Origin of the sequence: Maribacter aquimarinus (genome assembly GCF_047345505.1) — a bacterium.
In the GTDB taxonomy this organism is placed as follows: Bacteria; Bacteroidota; Bacteroidia; order Flavobacteriales; family Flavobacteriaceae; genus Maribacter.
The window spans coordinates 1-14,995 of record NZ_JBLFEO010000034.1 but is presented as its reverse complement, the minus strand read 5'-3'; the positions used below and the strand labels follow the sequence as shown (position 1 = coordinate 14,995).

The 14,995-nt window shown below is 51.9% G+C and carries 14 protein-coding genes; 6 read left to right on the top strand and 8 right to left on the bottom strand.

Features of this window, described 5'->3' with window-relative positions; genetic code table 11:
- The first annotated feature begins 123 nt into the window (after window positions 1-123).
- The 3 genes from ACKWCC_RS17390 to ACKWCC_RS17380 all read left to right on the top strand — a co-directional run bounded on the left by ACKWCC_RS17390 (window position 124) and on the right by ACKWCC_RS17380 (window position 4,092).
- Window positions 124-1,650, top strand: a complete 1,527-nt coding sequence (locus ACKWCC_RS17390) for a bifunctional GNAT family N-acetyltransferase/carbon-nitrogen hydrolase family protein (protein ID WP_413997243.1) — start codon at window positions 124-126, stop codon at window positions 1,648-1,650.
- Window positions 1,651-1,713: 63 nt separating this feature from the next.
- A complete protein-coding gene (gene rimK / locus ACKWCC_RS17385; RefSeq protein ID WP_413997242.1) occupies window positions 1,714-3,087 on the top strand; it encodes a 30S ribosomal protein S6--L-glutamate ligase in 1,374 nt (457 codons plus the stop codon).
- Between the two features lie 72 nt (window positions 3,088-3,159).
- Window positions 3,160-4,092 (top strand): CE1 family esterase, encoded by a 933-nt coding sequence (locus ACKWCC_RS17380; protein WP_413997241.1) that lies wholly within the window; start codon window positions 3,160-3,162, stop codon window positions 4,090-4,092.
- Between the two features lie 66 nt (window positions 4,093-4,158).
- Here ACKWCC_RS17380 and ACKWCC_RS17375 read toward each other — a convergent pair whose 3' ends face one another.
- Together ACKWCC_RS17375 and ACKWCC_RS17370 are read right to left on the bottom strand one after the other, a co-directional pair.
- Window positions 4,159-5,235, bottom strand: a complete 1,077-nt coding sequence (locus ACKWCC_RS17375) for a hypothetical protein (protein WP_413997240.1) — start codon at window positions 5,233-5,235, stop codon at window positions 4,159-4,161.
- Between the two features lie 7 nt (window positions 5,236-5,242).
- Window positions 5,243-5,698 carry a DUF2147 domain-containing protein gene (locus tag ACKWCC_RS17370; RefSeq protein ID WP_413997239.1) on the bottom strand — a complete coding sequence of 152 codons (456 nt, stop codon included), beginning with the start codon at window positions 5,696-5,698 and terminating at the stop codon, window positions 5,243-5,245.
- Window positions 5,699-5,954: 256 nt separating this feature from the next.
- Between ACKWCC_RS17370 and ACKWCC_RS17365 the strand changes: the two genes are divergently transcribed.
- Window positions 5,955-6,881, top strand: coding sequence for a TolB family protein (locus ACKWCC_RS17365; protein ID WP_413997238.1), 927 nt, complete (start codon window positions 5,955-5,957; stop codon window positions 6,879-6,881).
- A 5-nt stretch (window positions 6,882-6,886) separates the two neighbouring features.
- On the opposite strand, the gene ACKWCC_RS17360 is transcribed toward ACKWCC_RS17365, so the two are convergent.
- Complete coding sequence (locus tag ACKWCC_RS17360) at window positions 6,887-7,840, bottom strand: NAD-dependent epimerase/dehydratase family protein (protein ID WP_413997237.1); 954 nt, start codon at window positions 7,838-7,840, stop codon at window positions 6,887-6,889.
- Between the two features lie 66 nt (window positions 7,841-7,906).
- Here ACKWCC_RS17360 and ACKWCC_RS17355 point away from each other — a divergent pair, with 66 nt between their 5' ends.
- Window positions 7,907-8,431, top strand: a complete 525-nt coding sequence (locus ACKWCC_RS17355) for a hypothetical protein (RefSeq protein ID WP_413997236.1) — start codon at window positions 7,907-7,909, stop codon at window positions 8,429-8,431.
- Between the two features lie 352 nt (window positions 8,432-8,783).
- Here the strand turns inward: ACKWCC_RS17355 and ACKWCC_RS17350 are convergent, their stop codons facing one another.
- The 4 genes from ACKWCC_RS17350 to ACKWCC_RS17335 all read right to left on the bottom strand — a co-directional run bounded on the left by ACKWCC_RS17350 (window position 8,784) and on the right by ACKWCC_RS17335 (window position 13,771).
- Complete coding sequence (locus ACKWCC_RS17350; RefSeq protein ID WP_413997235.1) at window positions 8,784-9,488, bottom strand: hypothetical protein; 705 nt, start codon at window positions 9,486-9,488, stop codon at window positions 8,784-8,786.
- A gap of 694 nt (window positions 9,489-10,182) precedes the next feature.
- Window positions 10,183-10,557 (bottom strand): hypothetical protein, encoded by a 375-nt coding sequence (locus ACKWCC_RS17345; RefSeq protein WP_413997234.1) that lies wholly within the window; start codon window positions 10,555-10,557, stop codon window positions 10,183-10,185.
- A gap of 122 nt (window positions 10,558-10,679) precedes the next feature.
- Window positions 10,680-11,492 carry an SDR family oxidoreductase gene (locus ACKWCC_RS17340; RefSeq protein ID WP_413997233.1) on the bottom strand — a complete coding sequence of 271 codons (813 nt, stop codon included), beginning with the start codon at window positions 11,490-11,492 and terminating at the stop codon, window positions 10,680-10,682.
- Entirely contained in the window at window positions 11,489-13,771 is a 2,283-nt protein-coding gene (locus ACKWCC_RS17335) for a M20/M25/M40 family metallo-hydrolase (RefSeq protein WP_413997232.1), read from the bottom strand. The genes ACKWCC_RS17340 and ACKWCC_RS17335 overlap by 4 nt, the downstream gene beginning before the upstream one ends.
- A gap of 120 nt (window positions 13,772-13,891) precedes the next feature.
- Here ACKWCC_RS17335 and ACKWCC_RS17330 point away from each other — a divergent pair, with 120 nt between their 5' ends.
- Window positions 13,892-14,356: a CBS domain-containing protein gene (locus ACKWCC_RS17330; protein WP_413997231.1), complete on the top strand. Its 465-nt coding sequence runs from the start codon at window positions 13,892-13,894 to the stop codon at window positions 14,354-14,356.
- A 258-nt stretch (window positions 14,357-14,614) separates the two neighbouring features.
- On the opposite strand, the gene ACKWCC_RS17325 is transcribed toward ACKWCC_RS17330, so the two are convergent.
- Entirely contained in the window at window positions 14,615-14,851 is a 237-nt protein-coding gene (locus ACKWCC_RS17325; RefSeq protein WP_413997230.1) for a hypothetical protein, read from the bottom strand.
- Between the last annotated feature and the right edge of the window lie 144 nt (window positions 14,852-14,995).

Below are 14,995 nucleotides of genomic sequence, written 5' to 3'. Positions count from 1 at the left end.
CAAAACAAGGGATAACCATTGGCACGGCGCCCACGCACCCAACGGCCCAGCGGCAAAAAGAGCCGGGCCACCTTGGTGCCCCGACCCCCATTGCCCGCCCCCAAACCCGCCTTATTCCCGCAGATGAACATAGAGGAGATAGAAAATATAGAATTGAAATTTTTGGATCTTGATGATTATCAGGAACTCAAAACCGCCATGATCTCCGCTTATGCGAACATGCCGGGGGCCTACTGGACGGAGAACCATATTGCCGCCCTCATCGGGAAGTTTCCGGAAGGGCAGGTGGTCATCAAGATAAACGGGCAGCTTGCCGGTGTGGCCCTTTCCATTATCGTGGATTATGACCAGTACGATGACGATCACACCTACGAGGAGATCACGGGCAACTATTCCTTTGGCACGCACCGCCATGACGGGGACGTGCTCTACGGGATAGAGGTCTTCATTAAACCGCAGTTCAGGGGGCTTCGCCTGGGCAGGAGATTGTACGATTACCGGAAGGAACTCTGCGAAAAACTGAACCTAAAGGGCATTGTTTTTGGCGGCAGGATGCCCAATTACCATACCTACGCCCAAGAACTTACCCCAAAAGAGTACATAGCCAAGGTGCGCAGAAAGGAGATCCAGGATCCGGTGCTCAATTTCCAGATCAGCAATGATTTTCATCCCGCCAAGGTCATGAAAGGCTATTTGCCGGGCGATAGGGCGTCCAACGAGTTTGCCATTTTAATGGAATGGGACAATATCTATTATCAAAAACCCACCAAAAAGGCGGCCACCAAGAAAAAGATCGTTCGTCTCGGGCTCATACAATGGCAGATGCGCCCCTATGGGGATTTGGAAGAACTGTTGCAGCGGGCCGAGTATTTTATAGATGCCGTGTCCGGATATAGATCGGATTTTGCCCTGTTCCCCGAGTTTTTCAATGCCCCGTTGATGGCCAAGGACAACCATTTGTCCACACCCGATGCCATACGCGAACTGGCCAAGCACACCGAGGCCATTGTGCAAAAATTCTCTGAATTTTCCATCACCCACAACATCAACATCATTTCCGGGAGCATGCCCGAAATGATCAATGGCCGTTTGTACAATGTGGGCTATCTGTGCCGCCGGGACGGGAGCATGGAGCGGTACGAAAAGCTGCACGTGACCCCGGACGAGGCCAAGGTGTGGGGCATGCAAGGGGGGGCACAGCTAAAGGCCTTTGATACCGACTGCGGTAAGATAGGCGTGCTCATCTGTTACGATTCGGAATTTCCGGAACTGAGCCGCTTGTTGGCCGATGAGGGCATGGACATCCTGTTTGTCCCCTTTCTCACCGATACCCAGAACGGCTATTCCAGGGTGCGGCACTGTGCCCAGGCCAGGGCCATAGAGAACGAGTGCTATGTGGCCATTGCCGGTAGTGTGGGCAATTTGCCCAACGTGCAGAACATGGACATACAGTTTGCGCAGTCCATGGTGTTCACGCCCTGCGACTTTTCCTTTCCCACCAATGGCATAAAGGCAGAGGCCACGCCCAATACGGAAATGATATTGATTGCCGATGTGGACATTGACCTCCTCAGGGAACTCAATCAGTTCGGGGCCGTGCGCAACCTCAAGGACAGAAGAACCGATCTCTTTGAGCTTCGGAAGAAATGAAGGCTTTTGGCCGGGGGCACAAAGCCTTTGCCGCCCCAAAAGGCCAAACAAACGTAAGATGGAATGAAAGAATTGAAAGTGATAGGAAGTGAGGAATGGTGCCAGTTTGGCGCCTTGGGCATTCCGGCCATCAAGGCACGGGTGGATTCCGGTGCCAAGACCTCGTCCATACAGGCCACCAACATAGAAATGGTGAACAAGGGCGGTCAGGAGTGGGTTCGTTTTGAAGTGAACCCCTTGCAGGACAACCGTAGCATAGCCATTGGCTGCGAGGCCCGTCTGGTAGATCGGCGCACGGTAAAGAGTTCTTCCGGGATATCGGAAGAGCGTTTGGTGATCAGCACCTCGGTGACCTTGGGCACGGACACGTTTAGCATTGAGCTTACCCTGGCCAGTAGGGACACCATGGAATTCAGGATGCTGTTGGGGCGCGAGGCCCTGATTGGCCGTTATGTGGTAAACCCGGCAGAAAGCTTTAAGGTCAAGGCCTTCACCGATGCCGCCATAGAATTGATGTACCGGCCCTTCTACAAAGAGAAAACGGGCCTAAAGATCGCACTCTTGGCCAGCAACCCAGACCTGTACAGCAATAAGCGCATCATGGAGGCGGCCCAGGCCCGTGGGCACGAAATGGTCTTTTTGAACGTGGAGCACGCCTACATGAAGTTGGATGCGCACTCGCCCGAAATCCGCTACCGGGGAGGAAACATCCTCAACGAGTTCGATGCCGTCATCCCCAGGATAAAACCGGCCATCACCTTTTATGGCTGTGCCTTGATACGGCAGTTCCAAAACCTGGGGGTCTATTGCCAGAACCCGGCGGAATCCATAGCCCAATCTCGGGACAAGCTGTTTGCCTCACAGCTCTTTTCCAAGAACGACATCCACATTCCCATAACCGGCTTTGCCAAAAGCCCCATGGACACCAAGGACCTGATCAGGATGGTCAACGGGGCGCCGCTGATCATTAAGCTGTTGGAAAGCACCCAGGGTAAGGGCGTGGTCCTGGCCGAGACCAACAAGGCGGCCGAGAGCGTCATCAATGCCTTTAAGAGCGTAAACACCAACATTCTGGTACAAGAGTTCATAAAAGAGGCCAATGGGCAGGACATTAGGTGTTTTGTGATCAATGGCAAGGTGGTGGCCTCCATGCAGCGGCAGGCCCAAAAAGGGGAGTTCCGGGCCAATATCCATCAGGGAGGCAAGGCATCCATCATAAAGATTACGGGCCAAGAGAAAAAACTGGCGCTCAAGGCGGCCAAGGTGCTTAATCTGGCCGTGGCGGGGGTAGATATCATCCGCTCCAACAAGGGCCCGCTCTTGTTGGAGGTGAACTCGTCTCCCGGTCTGGAAGGCATAGAAAACGCCACCGGTATGGACATTGCCAACGAAATGATCTTGGACATAGAGCGAAAGCTGAGGTTTACCGGAAGCTAATGGGCCGCCCGCCCCATAATAATTGGGCCCTAGCTGCGTTCTCCATAGAGGGATCTTACATACCCATGGAAAATGATGGCAAAAGCAAATACATGGTACCTATGTTTGGTACTGCTGGCCTTGTGCGCCGGCTGCAATACGGAAGATGACGATGCCCCTGGCGGGGTGCCCGAAAAGGAATTTTATGCGAGCATCATGGTCAATGGGCAGGAGCGCACCTATTTTGTGCATTTGCCCGAAGGATATGGAGAAGACCGGGAGTACCCCTTGCTCTTTATGATGCACGGTGGCGGGAGGTTGGGTTACGAGGGCGTTGCGGCCCAGTCCCAGATGTCCCAACTGTCCGATCGGGAAAAATTTATCCTGGTCTATCCGGAGGGGGTGGAAACCTTGGGTTTTAGAACCTGGAACGCCGGCAACTGTTGTCCCGGTGCCACCCTGCTCAATACGGACGATGTAGGTTTTATCATGGACCTTTTGGACACCTTGGAGCAGACCTTGGGCGTGGATGGCAAGCGGGTCTATGCCGCGGGCTTTTCCAACGGGGGCCAGATGGCCTACCGGCTGGCCAACGAACACCCCGATCGTTTTGCTGCGGTGGGTGCGGTGGCCGGCGTTTTGCAGGATTTTCCCTTTGAACCTGAGCGCAACGTGCCCATTATCCATTTTCATTCCTACCAAGACACCACGGCCCCGTACAACGGAGGGCCATCCGATGCCCCCAACATAGATTTGATTTTTCCCTCCGTGGAGGAGACCATGGCCATAATGGCCGACCACTACAACTGCCCGGACCCAGTGGAGCTCGTTTTTTCAGCCCAAGACGGTTATGACCATTTTAGATACGGGCCATGCGATGGCGGTGCGGAGATCGAGTGGTACGTGAGTCGTGACGGAGGTCATTCCTGGCCGGGAGGGCAATCTCTGCCCAGTGTGGAAATGAGCACACAGTTCAGCGCCAGTGACTTGATGTGGTCTTTTTTTGAACGACATCAACTGCCTTAGTGCCGTCTGGCCGGTACCCAGGGTGCCCCCGGCGGTCTTTGTACCGTTTTACACCGACCCAAGAGATCAAGGGCTCACCCAGTTCAGGGAGAGGTTGAAATAGGCCGGATTCCCAAGGTCGTTTTCGGCCAAGAAGGGCGTATCGTCTCCAAAAGGCCTGAAAAAATCGCCCCGATCCAGGTCAAACGACCAATTGTAACGGTAGCCTGCCTGGGCAGAAAGCCATATTTGGTTGCTCAGGGCGTGTTCCCAGCCCATGCGAAACCGCAGTTCGGACCTTCTCAATTCCATATCGTTGTAGGGCAGGTTGTACTGGTTTTGATCATTGTTTATCCGGTAGGTGTTCCCCTCGATCTCCCAACCCATGGTCAACAGATTTTTGTCATTGATGTTACGGCGGTACTGAAACCGGGCGGGCAGCAACATTTCCAGGCCCCATTTTTCGTTCTTGGCAGTGTACAGCATATAGTACACGGGCAGGTAGTTCAGTGATCCGCCCAGATAGGTACGGCTAATGCCCAGGCCCCACATTTTCCTTTCGTTGGCTTTAATGCCATATATGGCCGCGCCACTGTAACGGGTGTATTTCAAGGATTGCATGTTGCTGAAGCTGTAGTCCCCGTTAAGGTTGGCCCCGAACTGGAAAATGAGATAACGCCTACTGTCCAAGGGTTTAAATCCGGTGGCCGTGAACCCCAAGGTTTTTAGTCCGTTGTTTTCCAGGGCCTGTGCCAAGGGGTGGCTGGCCATGGTGGTGTTCTGCGTAAAGGAATATTGGGTCGCGGCATAGTTGAGCCCAAGATTTAGCAAAAAATTATTTTTGGAATATACCGGATAATTAATGCCCAAACGCAGTCCCCGGGCACTGTTAATGGTGCTTTCGCCCGCGGCCATCCCAGGGGCAAATGCAGCTGGTTCCAATGTGTGCCGGGTCTGTAGGTCGTAGCCAAGGCTAAAGATTTTTACGGGCAGTTGCCCCACAATACGGGAGGTGGCAAAGGCCTTGTTTTCCATGGTCTGCACCAAGTTGGCATAATCCACTTCCTCTTCCCCTTCTTCCTCAATGGGCGGCTCGTCCTGCGCCTTTATGGCCCAAGGGCATATCAGGAAAAAGAAAAGGCATGCTAAAAGATGTTTTGTCATTTGGGGCTTATTTGGTCTTCATGCGCACCCAAGTGTCCGTGCGGCCCACAAGGCCAAAGGGATCTAAGGACCCACGTACCTCCAGTTTGTTCTTGTTCACCATCTCAATACTGCTGTAGTAGGTGTTGCCCGTTTTGGGGTCATAAATGGTGCCATCCACCCATTCCCCATCCTCAAAGACAAAGTCCCTTAGGTTGAGCATGTTTAAAATGGCCTTTCCGTCCGGATCTGTCTTTGGCTTTCCGGCTTCGTCATTGGGTTCCTTGAGCCAAACGATTTTTCCGTGGTATTTCTCCTTGCCTTTTTCCTTGAAGATCTTAATGTAGGCCGTGCCTTCGCTGGGCATCCAGACCCCTACGATGTCACCTGGGTTCTTGCCACGTTGTTCGGTCGGGGGCGCAGTGAAGGCCGTGGTGATGGCCACGGTCATAAAGACAAGCAATACGTTTCCAAACGTGTTCATTTTTTTCCTTTTAATACATCAAAATTAGGGACTGGGGGCATCCCATGCAACAATTTCCTTGCCAAAACCTTGTTTGTGTGCCGCTTACGCCAGGAGCCTCCATGGCCCAAAGGTGGGTGTGCCCTTGTTTTTTCCCACCAATGGGCAGGGTGTTGGTCTTTTGGAGCTGGCTGTGGCCAAGCCAAATGATGGGGCAGGGGGTAGGTTTTTTGGTCGATGGGCCGATGTGGACAGGAATAATTTGTATCTTTTTTGAATGAAGAACAACATAGTTGGAGCTTTGGCAGTGGGGATGATGGCCTTGGCCACGCAAGGGACTTGGTCGCAAGATGGGGTGCGTTCCATTCTGCAGACCTTTCATGTGGAGACCGGCGAGCGTCGGGTCATTTTGGCCGAAGATGCCCATTTTGAAGCACCCAATTGGAGCTTGGACGGGCGTTTTTTCATCATTAACCAAGGCGGGCGCCTGTACAAGGTGTTCCTGGACGGCAAGAAACAGCTCTTGGACACCGGCAGTGCGGTGCGGTGCAACAACGACCACGTCATTTCCCCCGACGGGAAGACCATTGCCCTGAGCCATAATCTGGAAGACGGCCCTGAGGGCTGGCTCACCTCCTGTATTTTTACGGTGCCCATTACCGGAGGCGACCCTGTGCGCGTTACGCGGAACGTGCCCTCCTTTTTGCACGGATGGTCGCCAGACGGGAAGATGCTCGCCTACACGGCAAAGCGCAACGGCAGCTTCAATATTTTTGTGGTGCCGGTGGTGGGCGGTCCGGAAGTGCAACTAACCCATACGCCCGGCCTATCGGACGGTCCGGAGTTCTCCGCAGATGGCCGCCACATCTATTACAACGCCATGGACTCGGGGTCCATGGAGCTTTGGCGCATGGACGTGAACGGCAGCAATGCGGTACGGTTGACCCATGACGGTTATTCCAATTGGTTTCCCCATGTTTCGCCAAACGGCGGGCAGCTCGTTTACCTAGCGTACCTAAAAGATCAGGGGAGCGCCCACCCGCCCATGAAAGAGGTGGCTTTGCGGTTGTACGACATGGCCACGGGAAAGACCCGTACCCTGTACACCTTTATTGGGGGGCAGGGCAGCATGAACGTGCCTTCATGGTCTCCGGACGGCAAGCAATTTGCCTTTGTGGAATACCGGTGGCTGCAGAAAAGATAAGGGCCTTAGCGCGCTTTCTTGTCCCGTAACCTGGCCAACATTTCCATGGTCGTGGCCTTGAGGTCGTACTTGGGCCGCCAGCCCCAATCTTCCCTGGCGGGGGTATCGTCAATGTTGGCTGGCCAAGAATTGGCAATGGCCTGTCTAAAATCGGGGGCATGGGCCATGGTAAAATGGGGCAGGTGTTCCCGGATACTGTTGGCCATCTCTTCTGGGGTAAAGCTCATGGCCCCCAAGTTATAGGAAGATCGGAGCCTTACCTTGGCCGTGTCCGCTTCCATAAGCTGTATGGTGGCCCGGATGGCATCGTCCATGAACATCATGGGCAGGGCGGTGCCTTCTTCCAGAAAGCAGGAATAATGGTTCTCTTCCAGGGCCTTGTGGTATATTTCCACGGCGTAGTCGGTGGTGCCGCCGCCCGGCATCGTTTTCCAGCTGATGAGGCCCGGATAGCGCAGGCTTCGCACATCCACCCCAAATTTGTTAAAGTAGTATTCGCACCAACGTTCGCCGGACTGCTTGCTTATACCGTACACCGTACTGGGCTCCATGATGGTGTGCTGTGGGGTGTTCTCCTTAGGGGTATTGGGCCCAAAGACCGCGATGCTGCTGGGCCAGAAGATTTTCTCTATTTTCCGCTCCTTGCCCAGGTTTAGCACGTTGAAGAGGGAGCTCATGTTCAGGTTCCAGGCCCGCATGGGAAACTTCTCTGCCGTGGCACTGAGCATGGCGGCCATAAGGTACACCTCGTTGATCTCGTAGTAGGCCACCACCTCTTCCAGGGCATTGGTGTCCGTGGCATCCAAAAGCTCAAAGGGTCCGGAACCCATCAGGGAAGCCTGTCCTTCACGGATATCGCTGGCAATGACGCGCTCATTGCCGTACTTGGCCCGCAGGGCCAGGGTAAGCTCCGTGCCTATTTGCCCGCAGGCACCAATGATAAGGATGTACTTGTCCATACAAAATGAAAGTTAAATGGAATGCGGCGCAAAGATACCTTTTCTTAAAATGTGTACCTTCGTTCCATGCAAAAAGCAGTGCGCTCCATTTTGGTTTTTACGTTCCTGTTCGGTTGTGCCGATGCCCCAAGGGATACGGAACAGTTGGCAGATTCGGGATGGGAAGTGGCCCCCGCGGACCTGCCCAAGTTGGGAACGGTGAACGCAAAGGCACGGCAAGAACTGGAAAACTGGCAGGCCTATAAGGATTTCGAGGCCGGTTTCAACCGCATCTATGATACCGAATACCGCGAAGATTTTGTGCTGGTGGTGGACGATCTGGTGGAAAAACAAAAGGCCTTGGAGGCCTCTGAATATCCGGAACGCTTCAATGCACCCCAGGTCAAGGGCCGGCAAAAGGTGGTAAAAACCTTTATTTTGAAGGTCAAGGGCGATCTAATCTACCGCCAGAACCCCGAAGCGTCCATAAAGCAGTTGATCGAGGCCTTCAATGACCTGCGATCCCAGTTCAACATTATGGTGAACTATGTGCTTCCGGACGAGCTCATCCAAGAGGGCATGCAGATGAAAAAGGACAGTGTGGTGCCTTAGTCCTTCTGGGAGGTGGCCCGCTGCCCGGGCCCCTGATTGAGGGATGGCATCTGCCGGCGTTTACCTAAAAGAAATTGCGTGTGGCCCATAAAGATGTTGTACCAGTTCTCGTTTGAAATGCAGCCATAGAAATGGAATTATTTTTTTGGCCTGCGAAAAAGAAAAATCAGGCATAGCCGAGCTACGGCTTATTTTTATGTTGAAGTAGGGCGAAAAAAGAAACCATTTATCGGCTTATTTTCCATTGGGAAATGGTATTACATTTTGGATCATGCGTGGCAGGGCAAAAAGAACCCCGACGTTTCGCCGGGGTTCCATAGTGCTGTTGCGGTACTTCTTATTTTGGTGGGGCTTACTCCTCTTTGTTTTCCTCTGCCGCCTTTTCCTTCCTGGACAACAAGGCCTGCTTGCTAAGTCCGGCAAGGTTAAAATTGGGTTCAATGGCAAGGGCCTCGTCCATGAAAGCCACCGCCGCGTCAATGTTCTCCTTGTCCGTATTGAACTGCACCAGGCCCTTAAGGTGAAGGAAAGCCGCTTTCAATGGCACTTCGTAGGGCTGTTGCCGCTCGTAGAAGGCATATTTCATATCGTCCTTGGCATTGGCAATGCCGTATTCTATATTGGTGAGCGCCCCGGTATTGTCCCCGGTCTGTATCTTAAGATCCGCCAGTTCGTAGGCCAAATAGGCATTTGGGTTTCTTTGGTACAGTACTTCAAAATGCTCCAGGGCCCGTTTTGGCTGGTTAATGGCCTTTAGGGAGATGGCTTTCACCTGCACGGCCAGATCGGAGTCCGTGGCCTTCTTTTCAATGCCAATGGTGTTCAGGGCCTGCATGTGTCTATTGTCATCTGCATAGATATAGGCCAAGGTGTCCAACCTTGCCTGGGACGGGGCCAGCACATGGAGATGGGTAAGGGCGTTTATGATGCCGTCCACATCGCCCTGCATCCGCATTTGATAGTAAAAATCCTCATAATGCTTCAATAAATCCGATTGGGTCTGTGCAAAAGTGCTTAGACTGCCCATTAGGGCCACTGCCAAGAGAAATCGTTTCATCTGTTGTTATTTATTTGTTTTTAAAGGTCAGACCTGCCCGTTCCGTTTCAGGCGGGTGTCATTCGCCAAGCAACATATTGGTTGGTATCCAGTATTGTTGCGGCTCATTTTATAAGAACATAATTTAAAAGTGCGCTAAACTATTAAAATATTTTAAAGGAAGCTGTTAAGGAATGTATTAAATGGCCTTTTTGGGGGTAGGTTTAACCCAGATTATGCAGTAGACTTTCGTGGTGAGGGTGTAAAGCCCAATAAAATCAAGACTTTTGCGATTGAGGCGTAGCCATCGCTACGGTGAGTGAGCAAAAGTCAGTGCAACGATTGATTTTGAAGGGATTTACAGCCGTAATGGAATTTCTATTGCTTAACCTGGGTTTAAGCCAAATTAGGTATTGGGACTTCGTTATGAAGGTTTGGGATACAATGAATACTGGGGTTGTGTCGATTTTAGCATGGCACCGCTATGGTTACCTCGTAAAAAAGTAGCGCAGCGGCAATGTTCGCAGTAGCTCGGACGGTACTCCTTTTTCCCGTGCCTGTTTTGGGTTTAAAACCAATGGGTACGGCACGGAAAACCTCGGATGGCAGAATGGCCCGATTTTCGGACAAGGGCATCCATCCGTTTCAGCCGAATCCAAAAACAAAAAACCGCTTGGATGTGTTCCAAGCGGTTTTTTTGTCTTTGTAGTCCGTCTCAGGCCATTTCCAGAGCCGCCCCTTTATTGGAGAAAGAGCGAAGCAACCGCGCGTAGAAGCCCAAATTTTGGTCATTGGTGTCTATGCAAGAGGTCAAGAACTGCCTTAAATTGGCATAGATCATATTGGTGGGCAACACCTCCAGGTCGGTGACCACTTTTTTGTGGGAAAAGGCATTTTCGTCCATCACAATGTTCATTTTTACCCGGTTTCTGTGATAGTCCATTTCCACATCCGTTGCCTTGTAGTACTTCTTGAGGAGTGCCACGTGCAAACGTTCAAATCTCTTGAATCTTTTGGGGTGTTTGGTGCTCAATGCAATAAGATGGTCCAACTCGGTAAAAATCTTGCGCCCCACATTGGTATTTTTCATAGTTTCCATTTTTTTATGTCAGGACCTTTAAACTGCGAAAAAGGCTAAACAATTTTAAATCAACTATATACTAACGGCCATAAATGTTAATTTATTGCGTATTTCATCGAGTTAACACTATTTTAGGTTTCTATTTTAGTTTTATAAACATACGTGTTTAATAGAAAATACTTACAACTGCGCACCTTTTTGGCGTTGCTTTTGGCGGCCATGCCATATTTTGGCGGCTCAAGGCCCAGTTTTTGGGCCATCTTTCCGTAGTAGTCCCGCTTTTTTGGGTGTGCCGGGTACACTCCGTTCAAAGTGGTGTTCCATATGTTTTGTGTGATCACGGATGCCATGATGCCCAGGCAATCGTCCAGGTGTATGAGGTTCACCGGGTCGTTTCCGTTGGCCAGGCCCTCACGTCCGGCCAATTGGCGTACCGGGTGCCGGTCGGGTCCAATGAGGCCGCCAAACCGCAACACCGTGGTGGCCCAGTCCGTTTCTTCCCGGAATACCTTCTCCGCTTCCAGCAGCTGTTTGCCCGAGGCCGTGCTGGGCACCGGAACGGTTTCTTCGGTCACGGTTCCCGTGGCATCGCCATAGACAGAGGTGCTGCTCACAAAGAGCACCTTTTTTACCTTGGTGTTTTCCAGGCTGCGGACCAGCTGCCCCATTTTTGCCACATAGTTTTCCGGTTTCGCTTTGCCACGCAGTCCGGGCGGGACGTTCACGACCAGCACGGAAACGTCTGCGATGAACGTGGCCATATCTCCCTGAATGCCTTTTTCCGTGAGTTTTATTAAAGCAGGTACAATCCCCTCTTTTTGCAGCAGGGCCAATTTTTCGGCCGAAGTGGTGGTGCCCTTCACCGCGTACCCCTGGTGCAACAATTCTTTGGCCAGGGGCAGTCCCAGCCATCCGCAGCCCATAATGCCAATGGTGGTGCTCAAAGTGTTATTTTTTTAATGGTGAGCACGGCATCGTTCAGCACAAAGGGCATGGGGATGATGTCTTCTGGCCGTTGGGGCACACTAAAAGCATCGTGGGTCAAGAGGTTGTTGGAGGCTTCGTACAGGGTAAGTTCCAAGGGTGTGTTGGCCTCCAGGGTAAGGGACAGCTCGGTGTAGGCGTTGTCCGAGATGTAGTGCGTTACCAGTCTATTGCCCCTTCTGTTCTTCAGATAGTGCTCGGACAAGGGAAGTTTGTTCACGGTGGCGGCCTGTATGCTTGCACCTTCCGAAAAGACCTCCAGCCGGTTTACCGGGCGTTGTGGCATGATGCACAGGTCCACCACCCGTACATTGCCCACCACGGTGTCCCGTTCCACCGTGATCAAGGGCGGGGCAATTTGTTTGGGCGGTGCTTGGGCCACATAACTGAAGCCACTGCCGTATTTGCTGCTAATGGTTGTTTTGCCCAAGGACCCGGCTGGTGAAGTGCCTTCCTCAAAAAAGGGCTGCGTCCAGGTAGAGAGCTGTTTTTCGTACGTGGCCCATTGGGCACTGCCGGTATCGGAATCCAAGACATAGAGCAGGCTACTGGGCTTTGGCCGATCGGGGTCAAAACCGGACTGCATGTGGGCCGATACCAAAAAGCCCAGGGCCAAGAGTCCGGCCAAGAGCCCCAACGCCCTTTTGTTGCGGTATTTTAGGAACAGGGGCAGGAGCAAAAAGAAGGTCAGGGTCACCAAGAGCGTGGTGGCCACCATCATCTTCAGGCCCAGTCCCACGGGAAGCATGCGTATAAAAGGGGCCAGGACAAACAGTGCGGGGAGTCCCAAAAAGAGCAATAGGTAGGGGTTGGGGTTTTTTTGGTGCAGGGAAATATGGAAGGCGGTCAGGGCGGCATAGACCGGCACAATAAAAAACGAGGCTCCTTTTAGGTACAGGGCCGCCCCCGAGCAGATCACCAGCCACAGCAGCAAGGGCGCCACCAAGAAGTTTGGCGTTTTCACCACCTGGAATTTGTGGTAGGCATAGAAACAGCTGCCCACCGAAAAGAGGACAAAGGCCAGGATATAGGCGTGGCCGTTATAGGTGAAGCCGTGCAGCATATCTTGGTAATCCGGATACATCCAGGTCAAGGCCGACCAGGAAAAATAGCCCACGGTCCCGTTCACCGCCAAGGCCACGAGCATGGGCACAAAGCCCTTGAGCACATCCCTGGCACTGAGTGCTTTTTTCTTAAAACCGAGGAACAGGATAAGAAAGAAGGCCAAAAAGCCAAGCAAGAGCATGGGCATGATCCAATGAAAGGGGTAGGAGACCATGCCAAAGAAGGGCATGTTGAAATAGACATTGTCGCTCAAACTTTTTACGTTGCCCAGATCGCTTTGGGAGAAGTGCTTTAAGAGCGGCATGAGATAGCTGCCTTGGTGCGCCAAGGTGTTGCGGTCCAACCGTTCATGGGTGTCCATGGCCGTGTGGTAGTCAAAATGGTCGTCCACAAAGGCAAAGTTGAAGCCTTCTATGTCTGCCTGCTCACGAAAAACGGTAAGATCGGTATCATTGGGCAGCATTTTGTACAGGCTGTACACCAGGGAATTGGCCACGGGAAATTTTGGGTTGGCCTCGGTGAACTCACGGATCAGGGTGGCATTGCCGCGGTTGGTCTCCAAGAGCATGTAGCTGGGGCCGCCACTGCCCCGGGCCTCGAAATTGAGCACCAGGCCCACCTCCTTGGCCCAGGGGTGCTGCTTTACAAAGAGGTCTGCCCCGTTGAGCCCGAGTTCCTCGGCATCCGTGATGAGGATGATGATATCGTTCTTGGGTTGGGTGCCTTGGGCCTTGAAGGCACGTATGCCCTCTAAAATGGTGGCCACGCCACTGGCGGCATCGCTGGCGCCGAAAGAGGAATGTGGGCTGCTGTCATAGTGGCTCATCAGCATCAGCGCCTTTCCCTTTTCACTGCCCTTTATGCGGGCCAAGATGTTGGTGGCCTTACTGTAGTTGCCCCAATCGCCCACGGTGTGGCCTTCTTGGAAGCTCACGGTAAGGCCCATGTCCTCCAGGCTATTGGCAATGTACTTGCGCACCTTGGCGTGGGCCGCAAAACCCACGGCATGCGGTGCTTTGGACATGGCCTCCACGTGGCCAAGGGCTCGATCGGTGGAAAACTGGTCTTGCGCCGCTTCCCGATCCGGCCGGTAGGTGGGGGTTTCCGATCGGTAGCTCCAATACGTGGCCAAGATGAGGAGCAACAGGGTCAGTACGGTGGCTGTCTTTTTCATAAGGTCTGGATGTGCCCTAAAAATATAAAATATTGCGTCCTCAATGACCGGTACTGTTCTTTTTTATGGAATTGATAATTTTTGCCTATCTTTAGTAATCAACCTTTAAAACAAAATAGTATGGGTATCAAGAGCTTTCAAGGCAAGCGCAGTACTGAGAAAAAAGAGTTTGTAGCGCCCATATTGGTCTCGGACTATATGAGCACAAAATTGGTGAGCTTTAGACCGGAACAGTCCATCTTGGAGGTGATGGAGGCCTTTGCGAAACACCGCATTTCCGGAGGGCCGGTGTTGGACAGCAATGGGTTTTTGGTGGGTATGGTCTCCGAGGCCGACTGTATGAAACAGATTTCGGAGAGTCGCTATTTTAACCTTCCCATTCTGGACAAGAGGGTAGAACGTTTTATGAGCAGGGAAATAGACAGCATTCCGCATGACATGACCATCTTTGATGCTGCCCGTATTTTTGACACCCACCACAGGCGCCGCCTCCCGGTGATGAAAAACGACATATTGGTGGGCCAGATCAGTAGAAAGGACATTGTCATTGCCGCCCTGAAGCTCAGCGGGCACAACTGGAAATAGCCAGGGAGGTGGCAGGGGCGATCAATCCCGTTTCACGATCATGTAAAAGTCATTGTCCAGCGGCAAGAGGCGCCTGCTGTTGCAACCGTCACGATCGTACCCAGTAGCATATCGAACGATGCGTATCATTAGGCAAAATTTCTTGTGCCCACTCACAATATTGGCATAAGCAAGATGTCCCGGCTAGCCATGCATGCTTCCATGTTTTTTGAATAAAAAAGGCCAAGTTTTTACTTGGCCCCTTTGTAAACAATGATTTTAGATCATCTCATCATCTTTTACTTCTTTGCTAAAACGGGCGATCCAACCGTTTTCAATTATGGGTTCTGCCTTTAGCATTTCACTTATCTCTACAAGATTTACCTGTTTCCCGTTTTCTTGGTAAATTATTTTGAATTGCTCGTTTTCCTCAAAAATCCTTAAAAAATCAAATATCGATCCTTTCAAAATTTCATTGGTATAACGTTCAATCTCTTCCTTTTGAATATCTGACATTCCTTTAAAAAGATTTTTGTAACTGAAAGCTACCCCAAAATCCGGAGTGCTCTAAAATGGGAAAATGAGTAACTTTAAATTTTGGGACAATGAAAAAAAGCAAGTTTACAGAGAGCCAGATCATCGGGATGATCCGGCAGTACG